Origin of the sequence: Rhodococcus sp. IEGM 1370 (assembly GCF_033142325.1) — a bacterium.
Taxonomy (GTDB): Bacteria; Actinomycetota; Actinomycetes; order Mycobacteriales; family Mycobacteriaceae; genus Rhodococcoides.
The window spans coordinates 1-23,393 of the sequence record NZ_JAWLRY010000002.1; the positions used below are offsets into that span (position 1 = coordinate 1).

Sequence of the window (23,393 nt, forward strand, 5' to 3'; positions counted from 1 at the left end):
GAGTGCTCTCATGTTGCGGGCGGGATGTCTGATGTCGTCCAGGTCGAGGGCAGAGCTGTGCCGTGTGCCCCGGCCGAGGGGTGTGTGGGTGCAGAACAGGGCTGCGGCGGAGGTCAGCGATTGCGGGCGACGCTGGTTGTCGCGGCTGTCAGCTGTGTGTGGGGATGTGTCAGCGCTCGGACTCGATGGTCCGTCCTCCATTGCTGGTGAAGTTTCATCCGTCGGTGCCGCCGTTGTGGTGTCGGACCGTTCGTGTTGTGTTGCAGCTGAACGTGTATCGGACGCAACGTTGGGTGCCGTCTCCGCAATCGGCGCAGGTGCTTGTGCTGCATCGGAGCCACGGCCGGGATTTGTCCCCGGGCCGGAGGCCGAGTCCGCTGCTGTCGCCGGTGCTGGCGCAGTGGCCGTTGCCGTCACGCTTGTCGGCGAGGGCGAGGTGGTCGTTGCCGTCACGCTTGTCGGCGAAGAAGCTGGGGTGGGTGATGGTGCGGTGGTTGATTCGGTGGCGGGGTCATTGCTTGCGGCGGATTCGTTCGCCGGTTCCGTTTCCGGTGCAGTGGTCGCATCGGTATCGGTGGAAGTGCCGCATCCGGTCTCGGAGTCCGTTGCCGATGCTGTGTCTGTGCGAGTCTCGGTCCTGCTTGCTGCCGATGCCGTTGATGCTGCCGGGTCGGTGTTCGTCGGCGGATCCGTATCTTCTTCTGTTTCCGGCGTGGGGTTTTTCGGTGTTCGTTCCCATTCCCCGGTGTCCGGGTTCTGCACAGCGAGCCCGAGTTTCTCCGCCAGCGTCACTGCTTCGGTGAGCAGGATCTGCCAGTGACTGCTGCGTGCCAACTCTCGCGCGAGGTCGGGGTCGATGGAACCGTGCCCGGCGAGGTAGGCGGGGTTGGCGAGTAGTCCGATGAGGGTGGCGATGTCGACGGTGATCATCGTGAGCGGCACCCGCCGATCCGGCAACGCTGTGTCTTTCTTCGGGCAATCCTCGCGTTGGCACAGGCAAGCCAGTCGGGGTTCGCCGTGCATGCGGGCCATGAACGCATCGCACAGGCGTTCTTTCTTCCCGCGCGGGTCTTTCGGGCAGAGAGTATCGGCCATCTCCTCGAGGAGCTGCCATGCGGCGGCGGCCTCGGGTGCGGTCAGCTCGGCTCGGATGCGGGCGAGTTCGCCGGCGGGACTGTAGGTGACGGTCCGGAACTTCTTCGCGAACTCCCGCAACGCCGCGGCTTCCTCGGGTGCCACGCGCAGCAGGATGTCCCAGATCGCCTGTTCGAGCGGACCAGGGGACGACCTCCGCGCCGCCTCGACCACCTCGGCTTCGACGCGGGTGACGATGTCGTCGGAAAGATTGTCGAGGATCCGGCACACCGTCCGCACGCGGGGAAGGTCTATCTCCCCGGTCTCGAACGCTGCCCGTAGCAGCGGCATCCGGGTATGCAGAGCAACGCCGACCGAGACATACGCTTCGGCGACGGTCGCCGAGCAGCCCAATGCCACTGCCATTTCTGTGCGTCCGTATCGGCTGTAGTGCTTGTGTTTTGTGTCGCGGGTGAGCCAGTCGCAGTGCACGCGGTAGCAGGCGGTGATCTTGCGGGCCGCCTGCCGATTTTCCTCATGCGCGGCAGCGGTCAACGCCTCCAGTGACACGGTCGGGATTGCACCCATTTTTTCACCCCCTGGTGAGCAACATTTCAGAACGTGCGTTCGAACTGAAAGAAGACTATCTCGACCCACCGACAAGAACGGAAAGGCGGGTCGGGGCGGCTGGCTTGCTGGTCAGAGCTGGTGATCGGGGCCGGCACCCTCGTTCCATCGTTGCGCCCATCGCCAGACTGGTTCGAGTGGCCGGCCCCAAATCATTGCCAAGTCTCGGGGAGGCAATAGGTGCTCGTCGGAGTCCTCGAGCAAACCGAACGGACCGCTCCGCGGCTCCCCGAGGGATGTGCAGAGCGGTTCAGGAGGTCCGGTCACACCGTGTATGTAGGAGGAGCCGATTACCTCGACGAGTTCGTGTCGGGGTAATCGGCTCCGTAGACCGGATTTGTGTCTGCAACCGGGCGATCAGCTACCGAGGACGCAGAACTGGCCGCTCGTGAGGTTCAGTGCCAGTGACAGGGGGCCGACGCAATCGACGCCCTGAGCCTCGGAGGTAGCGCCGGATCCCCACCCGGCGACTGCGAGTGTCGTCTGTCCGGCGTCTGCCCACGAGTGAGCGATTCCGCCGCCGAGTGCCAGTGCGTACGCCGTCCCTGCATTCTTGCTCGCTCCGAGGGCGACGCCGTATCCGTTAGCGTAGGTGGTCGTCGAGCCCGGGCCGTCGTTGACGCTGACTGCGGTGCCGCTGTCGGCAGCACCTGCGGTGGCCCGTCCGGTTCCGTTCGAGGTTGCTCCGCAGCTCGCGGTGTCGTCGACCTGGATGTCGTTGGCCGAGGGCGGAGACACACAGTTGACGGGGGCTGCCGACGCAGTGGCCGTGCCCGACAGGGCTGCAACCGTCAATCCCGAGCCCATGGCGAATATTGCTGCGGTGCGGGCAATTCGACTACCGAACCGACTGGACGTGCGCGCGGAGGAGGAGTTGGAGGACGAGAGACGGGGGAGGGAAACAGAGAACAAAAGAAAGCTCCTTCACGAGCGAAACGGGCCGGTGCGGCACACGGTACCCCGCCCCGCGAGTCCATGGCAGCAAGCCGGTGAGGTTTGTGTAACGGTGCCGCTGGCGTCCGGGGATGAATCGTCGTAGAAGTCCGGTTCCCCGCACCCTGACTGCAGCGGTCGCGGTACCCGGATGCGCGTTCGTGTTGCTGTTGTGCTCCGCTCCCGATCCATCGAATGTGCCTCCACCACTTGACTGTTCGACTTCTCTGGCAGGGCCGGCGCTCGCGCACGAGATGGCAGTCGACTCCGCCCGGCAGCGGGCCCCGGCGCCGATCGAATGCAAGGAAATCGTTACCGGACGGCTCTCGCTGATCGCCGACGATCCGACCGCGGCCGCGTCGAATACTGCCGATCTCGTCGAGGTGGAATCGACACGGTCGAGCCGACAGGGCGAACTCGACAGGTCGGTGTCACAGAAGAACTACCCCTCGGACCGGATCGATTTGTCGACGCTCACAATCAGTTTCACCTCCGAGGCCGACGATGCTGGCCGTCTGCGTCGATGGTCGAAGACCTGAACTCACGGTCCGACGCGACCACAGTTTCGCTTGCCGCCAACGCACCTTCGGTCAGCGCGCGCTCCGACAGCCAGGGCTTCGAGCGAGCTCGAACGCCAACCCTTCAGACGCTGCCTTCGTATCCGTGCTGGCGCCATGCCTCGTACATCGTCACTGCTGCCGCGTTCGCCAGGTTCAACGATCGGCGGCCGGGAATCATCGGGATTCGCAGCCGATCGGTCACGTGCGGGTCGTCCAGAACGTCGTCGGGCAATCCAGTGGGTTCCGGTCCGAACAGGAGGACGTCACCGGGTTCGTATGCGACGTCGGCGTAGGACCGGGCCGCGTGGGCGGTGTAGGCGAACACGCGAGTCGGTGCCAGCGCGGCCCACGCCGAGGCAAGGTCATCGTGCACCGTCACCGACGCCAGGTCGTGGTAGTCCAAGCCTGCCCGCTTGAGCTTCGGCTCGGACATGTCGAAGCCGAGCGGACCCACCAGGTGCAATTCGCAACCGGTCCCGGCGACCAGGCGAATCGCGTTGCCGGTGTTCTGTGGGATGCGGGGCTCGAAGAACATGAGTCGAAACACCCGGTTCACTCTGCCATCTCGAGCCCGGGAAGTATGGGGCAGGTGGACGACGAACAGACGATCGGTGAGGACTTTTCCGACACGCGACTGGACGGGCAGGAGTGGACCGGTAGGCAGTTCGTTCGGTGCACCTTTCGCGATGCGGACATGAGCGGCGTCCGAACCGACTCGGTGGTGTTCACCGAATGCGACTTCACCGGCACGGACCTCACCGAATCGATTCACACGAACTCCGCATTTCGATCGTGCACTTTCACCCGAACCAATCTGCAGCACAGTACTTTTCGCCATTCGACTCTGTTGGGATCGATGTTCGTCGACAGTCGCATGCGTCCCGCGACGTACGACGAGGTCGACTTCACCCTCGCGTCTTTGGGTAGGGCCGACCTTCGTGGTCTCGATCTGACGGGGTGCCGAATGCGGGAGGCCAACCTGGTATCCGCAGACTTCCGCAAGGCCACGGTGCGATCGGTCGATTTCACCGGTGCCCGCACCGTCGACGCGAAGTTCGACGAGGCAGATCTGCGCGGAGCCGTCGCCGACGCATCGCTGTGGGTCAGCGCGAGCGTGCGCAACGCGAAGATCGAGCTGATGCAGGCCGTCGCATATGCAGGAGCGCACGGGCTCGTAGTCGAGGGCTGACGGCGGTGATCGGACCGGTGCGCCGCTGCTGACGCAGAACCTGGAACAATGACCGGGTGACTGCAACGATTCTCGATGGCAAAGCGACCCGTGACGAGATATTCGTCGATCTCACCGCCCGCGTGGCAGCGCTGCGTGAGAAGGGCATCACCCCAGGTCTGGCGACCGTATTGGTGGGCGACGATCCGGGTTCGGCTGCGTACGTCCGGGGCAAGCACAACGACTGCGCCAAGGTAGGCATCACGTCGATTCGTCGCGACCTACCCGCGGACATCACCCAGGCAGATCTCGAGGCCGTGATCGACGAACTCAATGCCAACCCCGAATGCACCGGCTACATCGTCCAACTGCCGTTGCCGAAGCATCTCGACGAGAACGCTGCGCTCGAGCGAATCGATCCGGACAAGGACGCCGACGGTCTGCACCCGATCAACCTCGGCCGTCTGGTGCTGGGCAAGGACGCCGCACTGCCGTGCACACCTCGCGGGATCGTGCACCTGCTGCGCCGCTACGACGTTGCTCTCGACGGCGCGCACGCGGTGGTCATCGGCCGCGGTGTGACGGTCGGGCGACCCATCGGACTGCTGCTCACGAGGCGTTCGGAGAACTCGACAGTTACTTTGTGCCACACCGGAACTCGTGATCTGGCCGCCGAGGTCTCACGTGCGGACATCGTCATCGCCGCTGCCGGAGTACCCGGATTGATCACTGCGGACATGGTCAAGCCTGGTGCTGCTGTGCTCGATGTCGGGGTGACCCGCACCGAGGACGGATTGCGCGGAGATGTCGCCGACGGTGTCGCGGAGGTGGCAGGTTTCCTCTCGCCCAACCCCGGCGGTGTCGGTCCGCTGACGCGGGCCTTTCTGCTCACCAATGTCGTCGAGCGCGCCGAACGCGTCGCCGCCGAGAGCTGAGCGGACCCGACGTGAACGATGCAGAGGACGAGCGAAGCGAGCCCGACCCGGGATTTCGCGCGGCAGTCGCGCGCAACCTACCGATCGTCGCAGTCTCGGTCGTCGTCCTCGCCGCGCTGATCCTGGTGCTGGCCGATCGCTGGCGGCGCGGCGCGTTCATCTTCGGATGCGCAGCGCTGCTGGCGGCCGTCCTGCGGCTGTGTCTGCCCGAAACACGTGTCGGCACACTGCAAGTGCGCAGTCGCGTGTTCGATGTGTTGGCGCTGGGTGGCGTCGGCGGAGCCATTGTCTTTCTTTCGCTGTCGATCGATCCGCTGGGAACCGACTGACCTCGGCGCTGAAGCACCCGGTGAACGAGTGCGGAGTCAGCGCCGACCGAGGCGGGCCAGCTCCATCGTCTCGGCGAGCAGTTTGGCCACCGAATCGGCCTCGGTGAGGAAGCCGTCGTGTCCGTCGCGCGACTGGATCACTTCGAGTCCGCGGCACTGGGGGAGTTCGCGAGCGATCTCCTTCTGCAGTCGAAGCGGATACAAGCGGTCGGAGTCGACTCCGCCGACGATGGTCGGGACAGATGTGGACGCAAGAGCGTCGGCCACTCCGCCGCGGCCACGGCCTACGTCGTGTCGGTTCATCGCTTCGCTGAGCAGGACGTACGTCGCCGCGTCGAACCGGTTGACGAGCTTGGCAGCCTGATGCTCGAGGTAGCTCTGCGCGGAGTACCTGCCACCGGCCCACGGGTCTTCGTCGTTCTGCGGTGAGTTTCCGAACCTGATGTCGAGTTCGCTCTCGGTCCGATACGTCAGATGCGCGATGCGCCGCGCGATGCCGAGTCCGGCCGACGGTGAGGTGCCGGTGTCGTGATAGTTGCCGCCCAGCCATCCTGGATCGGCCTTGATCGCCGCGATCTGTGTTGTCTGGGTGCCGATCTGGTCGGCAGTCGCCCTGGCACCGACCGCAAGGACCAACGCCGCCGCCACTCGGTCGGGATGTCCCACGATCCATTCCAGGGTGCGCATACCGCCCATCGAGCCGCCGACGACAGCAGCGAACCGCTCGATTCCGAGGACGTCGGCCACCGCCGCTTCCGCAGCGACCTGATCGCGGATGGAGATGTCCGGGAAACGAGAGCCGTAGGGGGTTCCGTCGGGCGAGACGCTGCTCGGGCCCGTGGTCCCGCCGCAGCCGCCGAGCACGTTGGTCGCCACGACGCACCACTCGTCGGTGTCGATGGGGCAACCGGGACCGACCATTCCGTTCCACCAACCGGGCAGAGCGTGATCGGCGTCCGGCGGACCCGACACATGCGAGTCCCCGGTCAGGGCGTGTTCGACGAGTACCACGTTGCTGCGGTCGGTGGCGAGCTCGCCCCACCGCTGCACCGCGACGGTCACCTGGGGGATTCGAGCGCCGTTCTCGAGATCGAGACCACCGATGTCGATGGTGCCCAACCGCCCGTCCGGAGACGGAAGAACCGCCTCCGGACGAACGCCTGTGTCGCAGCTGTGACTCAAGATGCCGCCGCGCTGAATCCGACCTCGAGATCGGCGATGATGTCGTCGATTCCTTCGATGCCCACGGCGAGACGCACCAGGCCGGGAGTGACGCCCGAGGCCAGCTGCTCTTCCGGAGTCAGCTGGGAATGCGTGGTGGATGCGGGATGAATGACGAGTGAGCGCACGTCTCCGATGTTAGCGACGTGGCTGTGGAGAGTGAGTGCGTTGACGAACTTCTTGCCCGCGTCCACACCACCCTTCAGCTCGAACGCGATGATCGCGCCCTGCCCCTTCGGCAACAATTCCTGCCCGCGCTGGTACCACGGCGACGACTCGAGTCCCGCGTAGTTGATCGAGACGACGTCGTCGCGACCGGCGAGGAAGGCGGCAACCTTCTGTGCGTTCGCCACGTGCCGCTCGATCCGAAGGCTCAACGTTTCCAGACCCTGGCTGATGAGGAAGGCGTTGAACGGCGAGACTGCAGCACCGATGTCACGCAACAGCTGAACGCGTGCCTTCAGTGCGAACGCGGGCGCGCCCAGATCGGCGAACACGACGCCGTGGTAGCTCGGATCCGCGGTGGTGAAATTGGGATGACGGCCCTGCGTCCAATCGAAGGTGCCGCCGTCGACGATGACGCCCGCGATGGCCGTTCCGTGTCCGCCGAGGTACTTCGTCGCGGAGTGCACCACGATGTCGGCACCGTGCTTCAACGGCTGCAGCAGGTACGGCGTCGCCACGGTGTTGTCCACGATCAGTGGAATGCCGTTCTCGTGGGCCACGGCCGAGATCCCTGGGATGTCGAGAATGTCGTTCTTCGGGTTCGAGATCGACTCGCCGTAGAACGCCTTGGTCGACGGAGTGATCGCGGCGCGCCACTGCTCGAGGTCGTCGGGATCGTCGACGAACGAGACGGTGATGCCCAGCTTGGGGAGCGTGTAGTGGAACAGGTTGTACGTGCCGCCGTAGAGCCGCGGGCTCGACACGATGTGGTCGCCCGCCTCCGCGAGGTTGAGAATTGCGAACGTCTCTGCGGCCTGACCCGATGCGAGCAGCAACGCCGCGACTCCACCTTCGAGGGCGGCGATGCGCTGCTCGACGACATCCTGGGTCGGGTTGATGATGCGGGTGTAGATATTGCCGGGCTCGGCCAGTCCGAACAGCGCGGCTGCGTGGTCGGTGTTGTCGAACGTGTACGAGGTGGTCTGGTAGATCGGCAACGCACGAGCCCTGGTGGTGCCGTCCGGGGTCTGACCCGAGTGGATCTGCTTGGTCTCGAAACTCCAGTCGGCCGCGGGATCGGTGAACGGATCCTCGGTGGGAGCTCCGGTGGCGTCGACGACGTCGGGGGTGGAATCGGTCATGGCTGGTGATACTCCGTTTTCTGAGACGAGTCTGTTCGAGACGAATCGAATGTCGAATGAAGCTCGAGAGGTCGAGCACTACGGGGCGTATCGGTACAGCAACACATGAGAGAACCTCCTGACAGGCTTCGGCCCCTGGGGACCGAAGGTTCAGTGGGTCCGCTTCCTGCGGACCCGCGCTTGTCGATACGGCACTCGCATGCCGGATCGGCCTGGTCGTTCACCCGGGGCACCCCACCGCGGTTGGAGGGTTGCCGGCCAGCAAGCCGGGGCTCGATGCTGGCACTCATGACCTGGCGAAGATCCTAGCCGGTGATGGCCCTCCACCGGAACGAGGGCACGCGCACCGCGCTCGGGTGGAGCTCGAGCAGATGCTCGGGTGAGCACAATCACCGCTCATCGACGCGAAACGAGCTGCCTCGGGGAAGACAATTGATCGGAGCGACGTTGCCTTCTGGGTCGGACCCGGGCGGTCTCCGATCGCAGGCTCGATCCCGGCCGCTTCTTCTGCCCCCTATTTGCACACGAAGGTTGTACTGCTGTGACTGTCACCGATTCCGCTCTTGCCCGAGTCAGCGCTGTGCGCGGCAAGGTGTCGAGTGGTCTGAGTGTCAGTCATCGACCGCACTCGACCCGCCGCAAGCTCGCGATGTTGGCACTGTCCATCGGCGGCTTCGGGATCGGCACCACGGAGTTCGCGTCGATGGGCTTGCTGCCGGACATCGCGACGACGATGGGGATCTCCGAGCCCTCGGCCGGCCACATGATCTCCGCGTATGCGCTCGGCGTTGTGGTCGGTGCGCCGACCATCGCGGCACTGGCTGCTCGCGTCCCCCGGCGGATGTTGCTGCTGGCGCTGATGGTGGCCTTCACGCTCGGCAACCTCGGCACGGTGTTCGCGCCCAGCTTCAACGAGCTCGTTGCCTCGCGCTTCGTCGCGGGTCTGCCACACGGTGCGTACTTCGGAGTGGCCGCGCTGGTGGCTGCCCACCTCGCCGAACCGGGTAAGCGAGCCAAGGCCGTCGCGATGGTCATGATGGGACTCTCGGTCGCAAACGTCGTCGGCGTCCCGGTGGCTACGTGGATCGGGCAGGCGCTGGGATGGCGTAGTGCATTCACACTCGTGGCCGTCATCGGTGCCCTCACCGTCGCCGCCCTCGTCCTCTGGATGCCACGACTCGACGCGATGCCGACCACCAGCCCCATCACCGAACTGGGCGCACTGCGCCGCAGCCAGGTGTGGATGACCCTGTTCGTGGGCATCGTCGGATTCGGTGGCATGTTCGCGGTGTACACCTACATCGCGTCGACGCTGACCGACGTCGCCGGTCTCGCCCGCGCGCTCGTTCCGGTCGCCCTGATGATCTACGGACTCGGAATGGTCGTCGGAAACTATGCCGGCGGATGGCTCGCCGACCGCTACCAACTCAAGGGCACCTTTGTCGGTCTGGCCGCGACGGCCGTGTTCCTTGCCGTGTTCGTCGTGGCCGCACACAATCCGATCACCGCGCTTCTGGTGGTGTTCCTCATCGGCGCGTCCGGCTCCTCGGTGGTGCCGGGCCTGCAGACGAGGTTGATGGACGTGGCCGAGGACGCCCAGACGCTCGCCGCATCGCTCAACCATGCCGCGTTCAATCTGGCCAACGCCATCGGAGCGGCAGTCGGTGGAGCCGTGATCGCCGCGGGCTTCGGCTACACGGCACCCGCCGCCGTCGGCTCGGGCCTGGCGGTGGCCGGTCTCGGTGTACTGGCCACCGCCATGTGGATGGACAAGCGTTCCGCGGCGTAGGGGCGCCCGGGATCAGCCGGTGATCGTTGCCGGCGATCCACCGAGAGCGTCGTCCAGAGCCGGAACCAGCTTGTCGATCACGTACGGCAGGCTCAGCACGCTGGTGAAGTAGATCGCGCCGGCCGTCACGCCGTCGGTGAAGACCAGGTTGCCGTCCTTCACCGGCTCGAGTGCGTCGTACATCGCCTCCTTCTCCAATTCCGTGCGGTCGCCGGGCTCCTCGGTTCCCCAGATCAGCACGTCGGCGGCGTTGAGGACCGACAGGTTCTCGAGCGGGATGCTCGCCTGCGCGCTGCCGTCGGCCGGAACGTAGGCGTCGATGTCGTCGGGAATGACGAAGCCCAATTCGGTCAGGAAGTCGGTGCTCAACCCGTCCTGGTACGCGATCGCCTTGCCCTCGTAGAACGCGTTCTGCAAGAAGATCGCCTTCGTGCCGGCAAACTCCGGGTGTGCGGCCGCAGCGTCGGCGAACTTCTGATTGACGCCGTCGATCAGGGCATCGACCTCGGTCTTCTTACCGAGCGCACGTCCGATCTTCTGCGCCTGGACGTCCCAGGGCTCGAAATAGGCGGTCGACGCGTCCGACTGGGCGAGCGTCGGCGCAATGTCACTGAGCGTGTCGTACGTGTCCGCCGTCAGGCCTGCATTGGTGGCGATGATCAGATCGGGCTCGAGTGCGGCGATTTTCTCCGTCTCGAATCCATCGTCGTTCGAGAGCACTTCGGGCTGAGCGCCGCCCAGAGCTGCCTGCGCCCAGGGCCAGGTTGCGTAGGGCTGTTCGCCGTACCACTCCGTGACGCCGACGGGTATCACGCCGAGCGCCAAGACGGTGTCCTGCTCGGTGTAACCGGCCACGACGATACGAGTGGGTTCTTCGCGCACAACGATTTCACCGAACGCGTGCTCGATCGTGACCGGGAAGGCGGCCGAATCGGAGGACGCACCGGCCGTCGGTGCCGGCTCGTCGGTGGAGTTCGAGCAGGCAGTCAGCAGTCCCACGGTGGTCAGCGCAATGGCGCACACCGCCCAGGTTCGGAGAAGTGGTCGGATGTGCATCGATACGCCTTTCGTAAGGGTTGGCTAACATCGGGAAGGGTAGCCCACCCTAATTTCAGCGTGTCGGTGAGTCCGTCGGTCGCCGCGCCGTGAAAGGCCTGGCTCAACCTTCACCGAACCTCCACATTTCCCGACGGGCTCCTCCACGTGCGCCCTCTAGGGTCAGTTCTCATGAGCCGCACAGTTCTCGTCGTCGACGACGAGCCCACGATCTCCGAGGCCGTTGCCGCTCGGCTGCGCGGCGAAGGGTACGAGGTCGTCACTGCCGCCGACGGCCCGTCTGCCGTCGACGCGTGCGCCCGGATCGATCCCGACGTGGTGGTGCTCGATCTGATGCTGCCCGGGTTCGACGGGCTCGAAGTGTGCCGCCGTATCCAGGCGTCCCGTCCGGTCCCGGTGCTGATGTTGACGGCCAAGTCCGACGAGACGGACATGCTCGTCGGCCTGGGCGTCGGCGCGGACGACTACCTGGGAAAGCCGTTCAGCATGCGCGAGTTGGTCGCTCGCGTGCACGCCTTGGTCCGGCGTGCCGAGCGTACGGTGGCCGCCGAACATCAGGCGGTTCGAGTCGGTGACGTACAGATCGATCACCGGGAACGGCGGGTGACCACTTCCTCCGGTGACATCCACTTGACCAGAACGGAATTCGACATCCTCGCCTATCTGGCTGCTCGGCCGCGCAGTGCCGTGTCGCGAGAGACCCTATTGTCGGAACTGTGGGGCTGGGATGATTCGGCCAGCAGCAGGACGGTCGATTCTCACGTGAAAGCGTTGCGTCGCAAACTCGGTGGCGATCTCATTCGGACCGTCCACGGCGTGGGCTATGCCGTGGAGTCGCCGCGATGACCCGCATGCTGCCGCGCCCGTTGGATCCGTTGCGGTCGTTCAAGCTCAAGGTCTCGCTCGTCGTGGGCATAGTGCTGGTGCTCGCGAGCGTCGTCTTCTGGATCGGAGCGGGCTGGCAATTCCGCTACACCCTCCTCGCAGCGCTCGTCGTGTCCTTGGCCGCAACACAATTGGTCGCCCACGGCATGACGTCACCGCTGCGCGAGATGACCTCGGCCGCCAAAGCGATGGCGCGAGGCGATTATTCGACCCGAGTGCGGGCAACATCGAAGGACGAGGTGGGCGAGCTCGCCACGGCGTTCAACACCATGGCAAGTGATCTCGAAGCCGCGGAGAAGTACCGCCGCGAACTCATCGGCAACGTTTCGCACGAGTTGAAGACGCCCATCGCTGCCCTGCGTGCCGTGCTCGAGAACATGGTCGACGGGGTGACCGACGCGAATCCCGCAACGCTGTCGGTGGCGCTGCGCCAAACCGAGAGACTCGGAGATCTGGTCAGCGAACTGCTCGATCTGTCGCGGGTGGAGGGCGGTGTGCTCACCATTGCCCCGGAGGAGTTCGAGGTCCGGCAATTCCTCGAGGACGCCACCTCCGTTCACAGAGAACGAGTGTCGATCGTCGTCTCGCCCGGCGATGCGACCGTCCTGGCCGACCGGTCGCGTATGACGCAGGTGATCACCAACCTCGTCGACAACGCCGTGCGGCATTCTCCTCATTCGAGCACCGTGACGCTACGCGCCCACCGAATCGGCGGGGCGTACGCATTCGACGTCGTCGACCAGGGACCGGGCATCGCACCCGCCGACCGCCTTGCGGTGTTCGATCGATTCACTCGCGGCGGATCCACCGACGGCGGAACAGGTCTCGGCCTCGGCATCGCCCGTTGGGCCACCGAACTGCACGGCGGAACCATCGACGTTCTCGACAGCGAATTCGGCTGCCACATCAGAGTGGCCATCCCCGAGCACTGAATTCATCGATCCATCCGAACCGCGACTGCTCGTCCCCGGACTGCAGCCGCCGACCTGTCATGCCCGAAACACAGAAGAGGGAAGAGTCATGAGCACGATCGACATTCCGATTCATCCGAGAACGAAGCACAGGCGCTCTCCCTGGGGGCCGCGCACCTGGCCGGTGCTGCGGTATTCGCAGCCACCTCGTGCGGCGCTGCTCGGGTCCGCTGTTGCCGGACTGATCGGTGCAGTGACGTTGATGGACAACACGTTCGGTGTGCTGATCACCGCCCTGGCCTTCGTGGGTGTTGTGCTCGCAGCCCGCAGTGGCAGGCTCTCGCGGTGGGAGTGGGCCGGCGTGGCAGGAGTGCTGGCATTGGCGAGCGTGTCTGCGCTGCGCGCGGCCGAGTGGATCGTGACGATGTCGACGACGCTCGCCATCGTGGTCGGAGTGGTTGTGCTCTCCCGCGCCTGGACGTGGACGGGAATTGCACTCGGCGCACTCCTGCCGGTGTTGCTGCCGGTGCGGGTGGCACGGTGGACTCGACGCGGAGCCGGTTCGATCGATCTGGAGGGGCCTCGGCCGGTGCGTATCGGCATGGTGGCCGTCGTGACCGTGGCGCTCTTCGTCGTGTTCGCGGCGTTGTTCGGTGCGGCCGACAAGCGTTTCTCGGATGCCCTGGGCGCGGTGACGCCCGAGTTCGATGCCGCATCGATTCTCGGACGCACCCTCGTCTTCGTGCTCACCGCAGGTGGTGCGCTCGCTGTCTGTTACGTCGCGCTGCATCCGCCTCGGTTCGATCGCCTCGCGCCGTCGCCGCGTCGATCGGTGCAGTTGTGGGAGTGGATGGTTCCCCTCGGGGCGGTGGTGGCCCTGTTCGTCGTGTTCGTCGGGTTCCAGGTGCCGACGCTGTTCGGCGGGCAAGGGCACGTGGTGACCACGGAGGGTCTGACGAATGCCGAATACGCCCGGCAGGGCTTCTGGCAATTGCTCGCAGTGACGGTACTGACACTGCTCGTCATCGCGGTCACGGTCACGAAGGCTCGACGCGAGGATCGCCGTGATCGAAGTGCATTGCGGGCCCTGCTCGGTGGGCTGTGCCTGCTGTCGTTGGTGATCGTTGCGTCGGCCCTGCATCGAATGTCGTTGTACGAGCAGCAATACGGCTACACCACCCTCAGGTTGTTCGTCACGGCCGTCGAGTGGTGGCTGGGTTCGGTCTTCGTTCTGCTTCTGGTCTCGGGCGTGCGGATGTCGGGGCGCCGGCTTCCACGAGCAGTAGGCGTCGGTGCGGTTCTGACCGTGCTCACGCTGGCGGCTCTGAACCCGGATGCGTACATCGCACGGCACAACGTCGATCGCTTCGAGCAGACCGGACGTATCGATACGTCCTACGTGGGTGGGTTGTCGGCCGACGCCGACGCCGAGCTCGAGCAATTGCCTAGCTACGTGCGTCCCTGTGTGCAGGCTCGCGGGCCGGTGTTCGTCGGCGATACCTGGCACCTGTGCACGGACCCGTCGGTATCTGTACCCTGAGCAACGACTCGAATCATCGGGTAGGCGTCGGAACGGGGAGGTGCGCGATGAGATACCAGAGCATGGTCGTCACCTCGCTGCTCCTCGTGGCGCTGTTCCTGACGATGCCGACCGCAACCGCGGACGTGGCCCTGATCCTTGTCGCGGCGCTGGCAACGCTGATGCTGCTCGCACATCGTGTCGATATGCCGGCACTGCTGCGCCTGCTGCCGAATGCCGGCCCCGCCGCAGAGGAACGCCACCTTCGAGGGTCGTTCCGGCGTCAACATCGCCCGGATGCTCCGGGCCGCCCACAGCCACGTGCACCCGGTGCCCTGGTGGGGGCTCTGTAGCTCGAAAGTTCCCCCACGCCTTCGCAACCCGTTGTCCGCGAGGCTGTCCCAAGGAACCGAAGATGCTCGATTCTCGAACCCCTCACCTGGCGATTCGACGCTACGCCGGGACGCTGGTCGGCGTTCTCGCCGTCCTGCTGGTCGTCTTCACCGTCGTCGACGCCCAACCCGCCGCACAGATAGCGATGTTCGGTGCGTTGGTCGCGGCGTCCCTTGTCGTCCTCGGTGCGCCGTCCGACCTGGCAGTGATCGCACCGCTGTCGTCGGATTCCGCAGGCGCGGACGGGCGGCGGCTTCGGGGATCGTTCCGCAGGCAACAGCAACCCGATGCGCCGGGTCGCCCCATGCCCAGAGCACCCGGTCCGGTCCCTGGACCGGACCGGTGGCTCCAGTTGATCTGAGCCACTGCGAGATCCGGTCGAGACGCCGACCGACCGACTTCTCTCTCAGTGAGGTGCTCCACCATGCTCGATTTCGTCTACTATCCCGTCTCCGCGGTGCTGTGGTTCTGGCACAGAGTCTTCGGGTCCGTGCTCGGCCCCGACAACGGCTTCGCCTGGGCCTTGGCGGTGATATTCCTGGTCTTCACTCTGCGTGCGCTGCTGATCAAGCCGTTCGTCGGCCAGATTCGTTCCCAGCTCGCCATGAAGAAACTGAAGCCGCAGCTCGAGGCCGTACAGAAGAAGTACTCCGGGGACCGTGCTCGGCAAGCAACCGAAATGCGGAAGTTGCAGCAGGAACATGGTTTCAACCCCTTGATGGGGTGCCTGCCCCTGCTGGCGCAGGGCCCGGTCTTCATCGGTCTGCTGCACGTGCTGCGCTCGTTCAACCGAACCGGTACCGGATTCGGTCATCTCGGTATGACTGCGCAGGAAAATGCGAACACCGCGAACTACGTCTTCAGCGCTGCCGATGTGCAGTCCTTCCTCGACGCACGACTCTTCGGTGCGCCGATCTCCGCTGCCGTCAACAGCTCTCGGGAGGTGCTCGAGGCATTCGGTCCCTTCGGGGGAGTGCCGTCGGTGTGGAGCATCGCGTTCGTTGCGGTTCCGTTGATGATCGTTGCGGCGGTGGCGACTCATCTGAACTCGCGGGCGTCCGTCGCCCGGCAGGACGCAGCGGCGCTCGCAAACCCGCAGACCGCGATCATGAACAAGCTCGTGCTCTGGGTGTTCCCGGCAGGCGTGCTCGTCGGCGGCCCGGTGTTGCCGGTCGCGGTGTTGCTGTACTGGGTGAGCAACAACATCTGGACCTACGTCCAACAGCACATCGTCTACCGACGCATCGATCGTGAACCGGTGGTGGTGCCGGAGGTGACATCGGTGGTCACCGCGCCGAAACCCGGGGCGAAGCCGAGGCGTCGATAGCAGGCCGGGCAGGAATGAACCCAGGTAAGCAGCCCGTCCGCGCTCTGTCGGTGGGCTCCGCTACCGTCGTCGGCGTGCCGATCACTGTTTCCACTGTCAACGTCAACGGAATTCGCGCAGCTGTTCGCAAGGGCATGCTGCCGTGGCTCGAGGCCACCGATGCCGACGTCATCTGCCTGCAGGAAACCCGCGCCAACGACGGGGAGCTGACCAAGGCGCTGGCCCCGGCCCTCGATGCGGGCTGGCACCTGGCCTCGGCCGAGCCGTCCGCGAAGGGACGCAACGGGGTGGCCTTGCTGTCGAAGGCGGCTCCCGATGCGATTCGTACCGGCATCGGGGCCGTCGAGTTCGCCGATGCAGGTCGGTACATCGAGGGCGATTTCGGCGATATCACCGTCGCGAGCCTGTATCTGCCATCGGGCGAGGTGGGTACCGAGCGGCAGGACGAGAAGGAACGCTTCATGGCGGCGTTCGCGAAGTATCTGGCCAAGACGGCCAAGGCCGCTGAGTCCGACGATCGGGACGTGGTGGTGTGCGGCGATTGGAACATCGCCCATACCGAGGCCGATCTCAAGGCATGGAAGACCAACCGCAAGAACTCCGGCTTCCTGCCCGAGGAACGCGAGTGGGTGACGCGGTTGCTCGCCGAGAAGGCTCCCTGGACCGACGTCGTACGGGCACTACACCCGGGCGTCGAAGGTCCGTACAGCTGGTGGTCGTACCGCGGCAAGGCCTTCGACAACGACGCCGGCTGGCGAATCGACTATCAGCTGGCCACGAGTGATCTGGCCGAGCGCGCCAAGGAAGCGAGCACCGAGCGGGCCGAGGCGTACGACCAGCGATGGTCCGATCACGCGCCGGTGACAGTGCGCTACCGCTAGAGCGGAGCCTGCGGAGTGACCCGTGTTCCGGAGCGGAGCCTGCGGAGTGACTCGTGTTCCGGTGCGGAGCCTGCGGAGTGACCCGTGTTGGCTAGGCAGGGAGTTGGCGTCGATGGGGTCGTGAAAAGATTGCGGTATGTCTTCTTCCGACTCCATCGACACTCCGCAGGGTCCGCGTCGGCGGGTGCTCTCCGGCATCCAACCGACTGCCGATTCGTTCCATCTCGGTAACTACCTGGGTGCGGTGCGGAACTGGGTGGAGTTGCAGGACGAGTTCGACGCGTTCTATTTCATCCCGGACCTGCATGCGATCACCGTTCCACAGGACCCGAAGGAACTGCGCCGCCGCACCCGAGTGGCCGCTGCGCAGTTGCTCGCCGTGGGAATCGATCCGGAGAAGTCGACGCTGTTCGTTCAGAGTCAGGTACCCGAGCACGCGCAGTTGGCGTGGGTTCTGAACTGCATCACCGGATTCGGCGAAGCGGCGCGGATGACTCAGTTCAAGGACAAGTCGGCCAAGCAGGGACGCGATCACACCAGCGTCGGACTGTTCACCTACCCGATTCTGCAGGCCGCCGACATCTTGCTCTATCGGCCGAATCTGGTTCCCGTGGGCGAGGATCAGCGGCAACACCTGGAGTTGACTCGTGATCTGGCGCAGCGTTTCAACACGCGGTTCAAGAAGACGTTCGTCGTGCCCGATGCGCACATCATCAAGGGCACCGCGAAGATCTTCGATCTGCAGGATCCCACCGCGAAGATGAGCAAGTCCTCGTCGAATCCGGCGGGCATCGTCAACATCCTCGACGATCCGAAGGTGTCGGCGAAGAAGATTCGTTCGGCAGTGACGGACAACGAACGCGACATCGTGTTCGATCCGGAGAACAAGGCGGGCGTCAGCAATCTTCTGGTGATTCAGTCCGCGCTGTCGGGCGCGAGTATCGACGATCTCGTTGCCGGCTACGCGGGTAAGGGATACGGCGACCTCAAGTCCGACACCGCCGACGTTCTGACCGAGTTCGTCGTTCCACTGCGGGAGCGGATGGACGGGTTCATGGCCGATGTGGCCGAACTCGACCGCATCCTCGCGGCCGGTGCGGATCGAGCCAGGGAAGTGGCGAGTCGAACGCTCGCTCAGGTCTACGACAGGGTGGGTTTCCTGCCGCCGGGTGCATAGCATCTACGGCACACCGAGTTTGGGCGTGCTGCATTTCGGCAAAGAGTAGTTCGAGGCGCAGCACCGTGGCGACACGATCCGACAGCAGGCGACGACAGCGAGAAGGTGAGTGCCATGCCCGATTTCAAGGCGATCCTCGACGACCGGCGCGAACGGTGGCCGTGGCTCGATCACACTGTTGTTGCTGCGCAGCGGTATCAGGGTCAGAAGGGCGACTACTACGCCGCAGGCATGACGTACTTCAGTGTGCTGGCCCTGTTCCCGCTGCTGATGGTCGCGTTCGCGATCGCCGGGTTCGTGCTGGTGAATCAGCCCGAGTGGCTTGCCGAGATCCAGTCGCAGATTGCCGAGAACGTGCCCGGCAGCTTCGGTGAGACCATCAATTCGCTGATTCAGACGGCCATCGAGTCTCGGACGAGCGTCGGCATCATCGGTCTGCTCGGTGCCCTGTATGCCGGTCTCGGTTGGATCGCGAACCTACGCGAGGCACTGACCGCCATGTGGGAGAGCCAGCACGAGCAGGGTGGTTTTCTGGCCACCAAGGCCAAGGATTTCGCCGCGCTGCTCGGGCTGGGGACCGCGCTGGTGCTGTCGTTGGCGTTGTCGGCGCTGGCCGGAGGTGACCTGATGCGCAGCATTCTGGAGTGGGCCAATCTCGATTCCATCCCAGGAGTGGGCGTCGCGCTGCGCGTCTTCTCGATTCTCCTTGCGCTTGCGGGCACCTGGGCATTGTTCACCTGGGTGATCTCGAGGCTGCCGCGCGAGCCGGTGTCGTGGCGCAGCGCAGCCAAAGGTGCGCTGCTCGCTGCCGTCGGATTCGAGATCTTCAAGCAGCTCGGTGCCCTCTACCTGGCATCGGTGACGAGCGGGCCCGCGGGCGTGGTCTTCGGTCCCATCATCGGCCTGCTGGTGTTCGTGTTCACGACGTCACGGCTGGTGCTGTTCTCCACGTCGTTCGCTGCGACGACACGCGAAAGCTTGGCCGAAGCGCATGTTCCGGCACCGGAGCCGGCAGTGATCAACACGAGGGTCGAGGTCAGCGAAGGACCTGGCGTGACGGGCGGTCTGGCGCTGGTGGGTGCCGGTGCCCTCGCAGCTCTCGGCGTTGCGGGATTGCGCAACCGGCGTCGCTGATCAGCGGTTGCGCGAAAGCCGCCGAGCTCCCCATAGCAGCCCGATCACCACGATCGTACCGATCACACCTATCGCGATGCGAACGACGGTGTCGCCCTGTGCCTGCATCTCGGACTGGCGGGAGCTCGACCCCGACGCCGATGCGGGTGGCTGGGCGAGGGTTGGCGTGGCCTCGGGCGCACGTGTGCTCGTCACCGCGGACGTCGACTGCGGCTCCACGAGTTCGCCTACACCCTGACTCGAATCGAGAGCGAACCCGTAGTCCAACAGGCGGGCTGCTTGCTCCCAGGGCCGGATCGGCAGCACGTCGCCCTTCATGATCGTCACGACGAGACGTCGACCGCCCCGCTCTGCTCCTGCGACGAATGTCTGGCGAGCATCGTCGGTGTACCCGGTCTTGCCTCCGAGTGCGCCCTCGTAGTTGTAGAGCAGCTGATTGTCGTTGGAGAGGGTGAACCCGGGCCGGTCTTGGTCGTCCGGAATCGTGGGGTCCTTCGGGTAGCCGGGAAACTGAACGTTCTCGGTCGAAATCAGTTGTGCGAAGGTCGGATCACGCATGGCCGCGCGGTAGATCAACGCCAGGTCGTAGGCAGAGCTCGCCATGCCAGGACCGTCGAGACCCGACGGCGTGGCGGTGCGCGTATCGAGCGCACCCAGTTCTGCGGCCTTGGCATTCATCTTGTCCACGGTGGCCGCGTCGCCGCCCAACTGCCTGGACAACGCATGCGCTGCATCGTTTCCCGACGCCATCACCAGGCCCTGCATCAATTGGAGATTGGTGTAGACACCGTTCTCTCCGATGCCGACGGCACTGCCCTCTGCATCGGCGTCCTCTGCGGTCGCGGTGATCCGGTCGTTCAAGTTCAGCTCGTCGAGGGCGACGATCGCAAGCAGCACCTTGATCGTGCTCGCCGGCCGATGTCGCCCGTGCGGATCCTTGGCGGCCAGCACGGAGCCGGAGTCCATGTCGGCCACCACGAACCCGGTTGCCGAGATATCCGCAGGCAACGGGGGAGCCCTGTCCGGCAGCACCTCTCCACACTCGGCGAGCCGATCACCGCCGACGGCCTCGGCGGGAATCGGGAGTGGTTGCGGGGCAGTGCTTCCAGGTTCCGGTACCTCGGACAGGTCGATCGCCGGGGGAGGTGACGCGGCGTACGGGCAGCTGTCGGTGTCGGGCGTCGTGAACGGCGGTGTCGTCGTCACCGCCGGTGGCTCGCCGGCGGGTTGCGCCAGAGCCGGTCCACAGCCCATGCCGACGAGAACCATCGACACTGCCGACACGGCCACACACACTCGAATCCTTTTCATCGCGAATCACCATAGGCGCTCAGGGGTCGGGTGACGTGGCGACCCACCGGCGAGGGTCGCCCGAACGACCGCTCCGGATCTTGTCCCGACACCGTCACCGACAACGGCCGAATGTCGATCTCGCGTCGCCGCACTTGCCCGTCGCCAGTATGAGAACTCGCTCATGTTGTGCTCCTTCGCTTCTCACGTTCGACAGCGATCGTTGAGTCATCACCGAAACGGTGGCCCACAGAACCCGGATCGAAGGAGCAGCCATGAGAATGCCAGGAAAGTTCATGATCGTCGGTGCAGCAGCCGTTGTCGTCACCCTCGGAAGCGTCGGCGCACTCGCTATCGCCGACGACGGCCCCACCCAGCAGCGGCCGTCCTCGATCTCGGTGGAACAGCCTCTGTCGGAGTCGGATTCGGCTCCGACCCCGCCGGCAGCTCCCCAACAGCCCGCGCCGACCCAGATCCCGAACGACCGCTACGACGACGACTCGGATGATCGCAACGACGACGACCGGTACGACCGCAACGACGATCTCGACGACCGCAACGACGACCGGTACGACGATCTCGACGACCGCAACGACGACCGGTACGACGATCTCGACGACCGCGACGACGACTGGAACGATCTGGACGACGACAACGACGATCTGGACGACGACAACGACGATCTGGACGACGACAACGACGATCACGACTGGGACGACTGACACTCCAGCAGTGGCGTCGGCACCGGCCGACGCCACTCATGTCTCGGCGAGTCGGTATCCCATTCCGCGGACGGTCTCGATTCGGGCGGCACCGAATTTCGCCCGAAGGTAGCGGACGTAGACGTCGACGACATTGGAGCCCGGGTCGAAGTCGTATCCCCACACCTGTGACAGGAGTTGCTCTCGCGAGAGGACCTGGCCGGGGTGGCGCATGAAGGTCTCGGCCAGGGCGAACTCTCGTGCCGACAGGTCGACGGTGCGGTCTCCCACCACAGCTCGCCGGGTACGCAGGTCGAGGGTGAGGTCGGCGACCGCAAGCTGTGTGGTGTCGACGGTTCGTTTGGTGCCCAGGCGAACTCGGATGCGCGCCAGCAGTTCCTCGAAGCGGAACGGCTTGGCCATGTAGTCGTCGGCACCGGTTTCGAGACCGGACACCACGTCCTGGACGCTGTCGCGTGCGGTCAACACGATCACCGGTATCTCGCACTGTTCTCCGCGCAGTCGCTGCAGTACCTCGAAGCCGTCCATGATCGGCAACCCGATGTCGAGTACCACCAGATCGAAGTCGCCGCTGCGCGCGTGCTCGTACGCGGATCTGCCGTCGGAGACGGTCGTCGTGCTGAAACCGCTGGCTCGCAGCCCCTTGTGCACGAACGAGGCGATGCGGGGTTCGTCTTCGGCGATCAGGATGCGGGCCATGGTCGATCCTTCTGCGGGGGAGGGGAATCGGTCAGTGGAATCGTGATGGTGAACGTGGCCCCGTGTCCCGGTGCGCTGCCGACACTGACCCGTCCACGGTGGGCCTGTGCGATGGCGGTGACGATGGACAAGCCGAGACCTGCGCCCTCGGTGCGTCTGGTTCCGTTGCGCCCGCGGGCGAAGCGCTCGAAGATTCGTTCCTGTTCGTCGCGCTCGATTCCAGGGCCCGAGTCGGTGACCCAGAACCGGATGTCGCCGTCGGACAGTTGCGATCCGATGCCGACGCGACTGCCGGGCGTCGTGTGGTGAGTTGCGTTGTCCGCCAGTGCCAGCAACGCCTGAGTCAGTCGTTGTGCGTCGAGCGGTGCGTGGACGGTTGCGCTCGCCTCGAGCACCCACTCCCGGTCGGCGAGGGTGGTCACCTTGTCGAACACGCTTCGGGTGAGCGCGTCGACATCGGTGACCACAGGGGTGACGAAGCTCGTCTGGTCGGCCCGGGTGAGCAGCAACAGGTCGGCTACGAGCCGGTTCATCCGATCGAGTTCGTCGTCGACCAGCGCAACGGTATCGCGAACGTCGGCGGGGTCGTCGTGGTCGAGCACATCGAGATGACCTCGGACGATGGTGATGGGAGTGCGGAGCTCGTGGCCCGCGTCGTCGAGGAATCTGCGCTGACTGGCCGCACCCGACTCGATTCGGTCGAGCATCGAGTTCAGTGTGTCGATCAGGGCTCCGATGTCGTCGCCTCGACCCGTTGTTCTGGCATCGGTGATTCGGCCGGACAGGTCGGTCTCGGTGATCGTTCTGGCGGTGGCGGTGATGTGTCTGATCGGAGACATGATGCGGCCCGCGACCAACCACGCCCCGACCGCCGCCAGCACCGAGGTGACGCCGCCGACGACGAGCATCAGGGTCGCGGTCTCGTCGGCGGAGGCGCGTTCCTGGTCGGCGAAGTAGGCGGCGACCACGACCCCGGTCACCGGGTCGCCCGCCAGGGAGACCGGCACCGCGAGGTACACCACTTCACCTGCCGCGCTCGTATACGAACCCTCGACGGGCGCGGTGACGGTACCCACCTCGGCGGTGAAGCCGTTGTCGTCGGACAGTCGCACCGGTGCCTGCTGCCTGCTCTGCACGGCGAACGCACCGTCCACGTAGCCCAGGAACTTCTCGTTGGGGCGGGCGAGGTTGTAGGTGATCACCACGCGGAGCACGTCGTTGATGTCGTCGAACGGTGCGCCGGTTCCAGGATCGACGCCCGCGTCGGTGAGGGTGGTGAACTCGGCGATCTCGGTGCGCAGCGATTCGCGCATGCGATTGTCGGTCGCGCGAATCATGAGCAGCCAGGTGGTGACGGTGACAGCCGCCAGCGATGCCAGCACCAGCAGGAGCACCCACGAGAAGATGCGGCTCCTGGCGCTCGTCGGGCGTAGGGCGAGCAGTCGCGTCCGCATCA

Annotated in this window: 24 protein-coding genes and 1 riboswitch; of the genes, 15 read left to right on the plus strand and 9 right to left on the minus strand. The window is 65.2% G+C overall.

Features of this window, described 5'->3' with window-relative positions; translation table 11 throughout:
- Together R4P47_RS03175 and R4P47_RS03180 are read right to left on the minus strand one after the other, a co-directional pair.
- The coding region (locus tag R4P47_RS03175) for a DUF222 domain-containing protein (protein ID WP_317784079.1) at positions 1-1,662 on the minus strand (1,662 nt) is incomplete at its 3' end.
- A 396-nt stretch (positions 1,663-2,058) separates the two neighbouring features.
- Entirely contained in the window at positions 2,059-2,613 is a 555-nt protein-coding gene (locus R4P47_RS03180) for a DUF6764 family protein (RefSeq protein WP_176460461.1), read from the minus strand.
- 275 nt (positions 2,614-2,888) lie between these two features.
- Between R4P47_RS03180 and R4P47_RS03185 the strand changes: the two genes are divergently transcribed.
- A complete protein-coding gene (locus R4P47_RS03185) occupies positions 2,889-3,173 on the plus strand; it encodes a DUF4349 domain-containing protein (RefSeq protein ID WP_317784080.1) in 285 nt (94 codons plus the stop codon).
- Positions 3,174-3,276: 103 nt separating this feature from the next.
- On the opposite strand, the gene R4P47_RS03190 is transcribed toward R4P47_RS03185, so the two are convergent.
- Positions 3,277-3,741: a tRNA (cytidine(34)-2'-O)-methyltransferase gene (locus R4P47_RS03190; protein WP_317784081.1), complete on the minus strand. Its 465-nt coding sequence runs from the start codon at positions 3,739-3,741 to the stop codon at positions 3,277-3,279.
- 33 nt (positions 3,742-3,774) lie between these two features.
- On the opposite strand from R4P47_RS03190, the gene R4P47_RS03195 reads away from it, so the two are divergent.
- From R4P47_RS03195 to R4P47_RS03205, 3 genes are read left to right on the plus strand one after another with little or no spacing between them, the layout of a single operon-like run.
- A complete protein-coding gene (locus R4P47_RS03195; protein ID WP_317784082.1) occupies positions 3,775-4,383 on the plus strand; it encodes a pentapeptide repeat-containing protein in 609 nt (202 codons plus the stop codon).
- Positions 4,384-4,439: 56 nt separating this feature from the next.
- Positions 4,440-5,297: a bifunctional methylenetetrahydrofolate dehydrogenase/methenyltetrahydrofolate cyclohydrolase gene (locus tag R4P47_RS03200; RefSeq protein ID WP_317532272.1), complete on the plus strand. Its 858-nt coding sequence runs from the start codon at positions 4,440-4,442 to the stop codon at positions 5,295-5,297.
- An 11-nt stretch (positions 5,298-5,308) separates the two neighbouring features.
- Entirely contained in the window at positions 5,309-5,626 is a 318-nt protein-coding gene (locus R4P47_RS03205; RefSeq protein ID WP_068051743.1) for a DUF3017 domain-containing protein, read from the plus strand.
- 36 nt (positions 5,627-5,662) lie between these two features.
- Here the strand turns inward: R4P47_RS03205 and metX are convergent, their stop codons facing one another.
- The gene (gene metX, locus R4P47_RS03210; protein ID WP_411567289.1) at positions 5,663-6,808 is read right to left on the minus strand and encodes a homoserine O-acetyltransferase MetX; all 1,146 of its coding nucleotides are present in this window, start codon (positions 6,806-6,808) and stop codon (positions 5,663-5,665) included.
- Positions 6,805-8,154 carry a bifunctional o-acetylhomoserine/o-acetylserine sulfhydrylase gene (locus R4P47_RS03215; RefSeq protein WP_082323496.1) on the minus strand — a complete coding sequence of 450 codons (1,350 nt, stop codon included), beginning with the start codon at positions 8,152-8,154 and terminating at the stop codon, positions 6,805-6,807. Before R4P47_RS03215 ends, metX begins: the two co-directional genes overlap by 4 nt.
- 171 nt (positions 8,155-8,325) lie before the next feature.
- Positions 8,326-8,448, minus strand: a riboswitch (SAM riboswitch).
- A 355-nt stretch (positions 8,449-8,803) separates the two neighbouring features.
- Between R4P47_RS03215 and R4P47_RS03220 the strand changes: the two genes are divergently transcribed.
- Positions 8,804-9,943, plus strand: coding sequence for an MFS transporter (locus R4P47_RS03220; RefSeq protein WP_037188972.1), 1,140 nt, complete (start codon positions 8,804-8,806; stop codon positions 9,941-9,943).
- A 12-nt stretch (positions 9,944-9,955) separates the two neighbouring features.
- On the opposite strand, the gene R4P47_RS03225 is transcribed toward R4P47_RS03220, so the two are convergent.
- Positions 9,956-10,999: an ABC transporter substrate-binding protein gene (locus R4P47_RS03225; RefSeq protein ID WP_317784084.1), complete on the minus strand. Its 1,044-nt coding sequence runs from the start codon at positions 10,997-10,999 to the stop codon at positions 9,956-9,958.
- 171 nt (positions 11,000-11,170) lie between these two features.
- Between R4P47_RS03225 and R4P47_RS03230 the strand changes: the two genes are divergently transcribed.
- The 9 genes from R4P47_RS03230 (at position 11,171) to yhjD (ending at position 19,226) form a co-directional block, all read left to right on the plus strand.
- The gene (locus tag R4P47_RS03230; protein WP_317784085.1) at positions 11,171-11,845 is read left to right on the plus strand and encodes a response regulator transcription factor; all 675 of its coding nucleotides are present in this window, start codon (positions 11,171-11,173) and stop codon (positions 11,843-11,845) included.
- Positions 11,842-12,816, plus strand: coding sequence for an ATP-binding protein (locus R4P47_RS03235; protein WP_037188170.1), 975 nt, complete (start codon positions 11,842-11,844; stop codon positions 12,814-12,816). The genes R4P47_RS03230 and R4P47_RS03235 overlap by 4 nt, the downstream gene beginning before the upstream one ends.
- An 88-nt stretch (positions 12,817-12,904) precedes the next feature.
- Complete coding sequence (locus tag R4P47_RS03240) at positions 12,905-14,335, plus strand: DUF4153 domain-containing protein (RefSeq protein ID WP_149405385.1); 1,431 nt, start codon at positions 12,905-12,907, stop codon at positions 14,333-14,335.
- A 47-nt stretch (positions 14,336-14,382) separates the two neighbouring features.
- The gene (locus R4P47_RS03245) at positions 14,383-14,667 is read left to right on the plus strand and encodes a DUF6412 domain-containing protein (protein WP_149405386.1); all 285 of its coding nucleotides are present in this window, start codon (positions 14,383-14,385) and stop codon (positions 14,665-14,667) included.
- Between the two features lie 62 nt (positions 14,668-14,729).
- The gene (locus R4P47_RS03250) at positions 14,730-15,068 is read left to right on the plus strand and encodes a DUF6412 domain-containing protein (protein ID WP_094739460.1); all 339 of its coding nucleotides are present in this window, start codon (positions 14,730-14,732) and stop codon (positions 15,066-15,068) included.
- Positions 15,069-15,131: 63 nt separating this feature from the next.
- Entirely contained in the window at positions 15,132-16,034 is a 903-nt protein-coding gene (gene yidC, locus R4P47_RS03255) for a membrane protein insertase YidC (RefSeq protein WP_037188165.1), read from the plus strand.
- A 74-nt stretch (positions 16,035-16,108) separates the two neighbouring features.
- On the plus strand, positions 16,109-16,915 hold the full coding sequence (locus R4P47_RS03260; RefSeq protein WP_149405387.1) for an exodeoxyribonuclease III: 807 nt from the start codon (positions 16,109-16,111) through the stop codon (positions 16,913-16,915).
- Between the two features lie 136 nt (positions 16,916-17,051).
- The gene (gene trpS / locus R4P47_RS03265) at positions 17,052-18,092 is read left to right on the plus strand and encodes a tryptophan--tRNA ligase (protein WP_032397468.1); all 1,041 of its coding nucleotides are present in this window, start codon (positions 17,052-17,054) and stop codon (positions 18,090-18,092) included.
- A gap of 114 nt (positions 18,093-18,206) precedes the next feature.
- Complete coding sequence (gene yhjD, locus R4P47_RS03270; RefSeq protein WP_037188162.1) at positions 18,207-19,226, plus strand: inner membrane protein YhjD; 1,020 nt, start codon at positions 18,207-18,209, stop codon at positions 19,224-19,226.
- Here yhjD and R4P47_RS03275 read toward each other — a convergent pair whose 3' ends face one another.
- On the minus strand, positions 19,227-20,537 hold the full coding sequence (locus R4P47_RS03275; protein ID WP_149405388.1) for a D-alanyl-D-alanine carboxypeptidase family protein: 1,311 nt from the start codon (positions 20,535-20,537) through the stop codon (positions 19,227-19,229). It abuts the gene before it with no gap.
- Between the two features lie 254 nt (positions 20,538-20,791).
- Here R4P47_RS03275 and R4P47_RS03280 point away from each other — a divergent pair, with 254 nt between their 5' ends.
- Positions 20,792-21,238, plus strand: a complete 447-nt coding sequence (locus tag R4P47_RS03280) for a hypothetical protein (protein WP_317784086.1) — start codon at positions 20,792-20,794, stop codon at positions 21,236-21,238.
- A gap of 36 nt (positions 21,239-21,274) precedes the next feature.
- Here the strand turns inward: R4P47_RS03280 and R4P47_RS03285 are convergent, their stop codons facing one another.
- Positions 21,275-21,937 carry a response regulator transcription factor gene (locus R4P47_RS03285; RefSeq protein ID WP_037188159.1) on the minus strand — a complete coding sequence of 221 codons (663 nt, stop codon included), beginning with the start codon at positions 21,935-21,937 and terminating at the stop codon, positions 21,275-21,277.
- Positions 21,922-23,391 (minus strand): sensor histidine kinase, encoded by a 1,470-nt coding sequence (locus R4P47_RS03290; RefSeq protein WP_149405389.1) that lies wholly within the window; start codon positions 23,389-23,391, stop codon positions 21,922-21,924. Before R4P47_RS03290 ends, R4P47_RS03285 begins: the two co-directional genes overlap by 16 nt.
- Positions 23,392-23,393 lie beyond the last annotated feature (2 nt).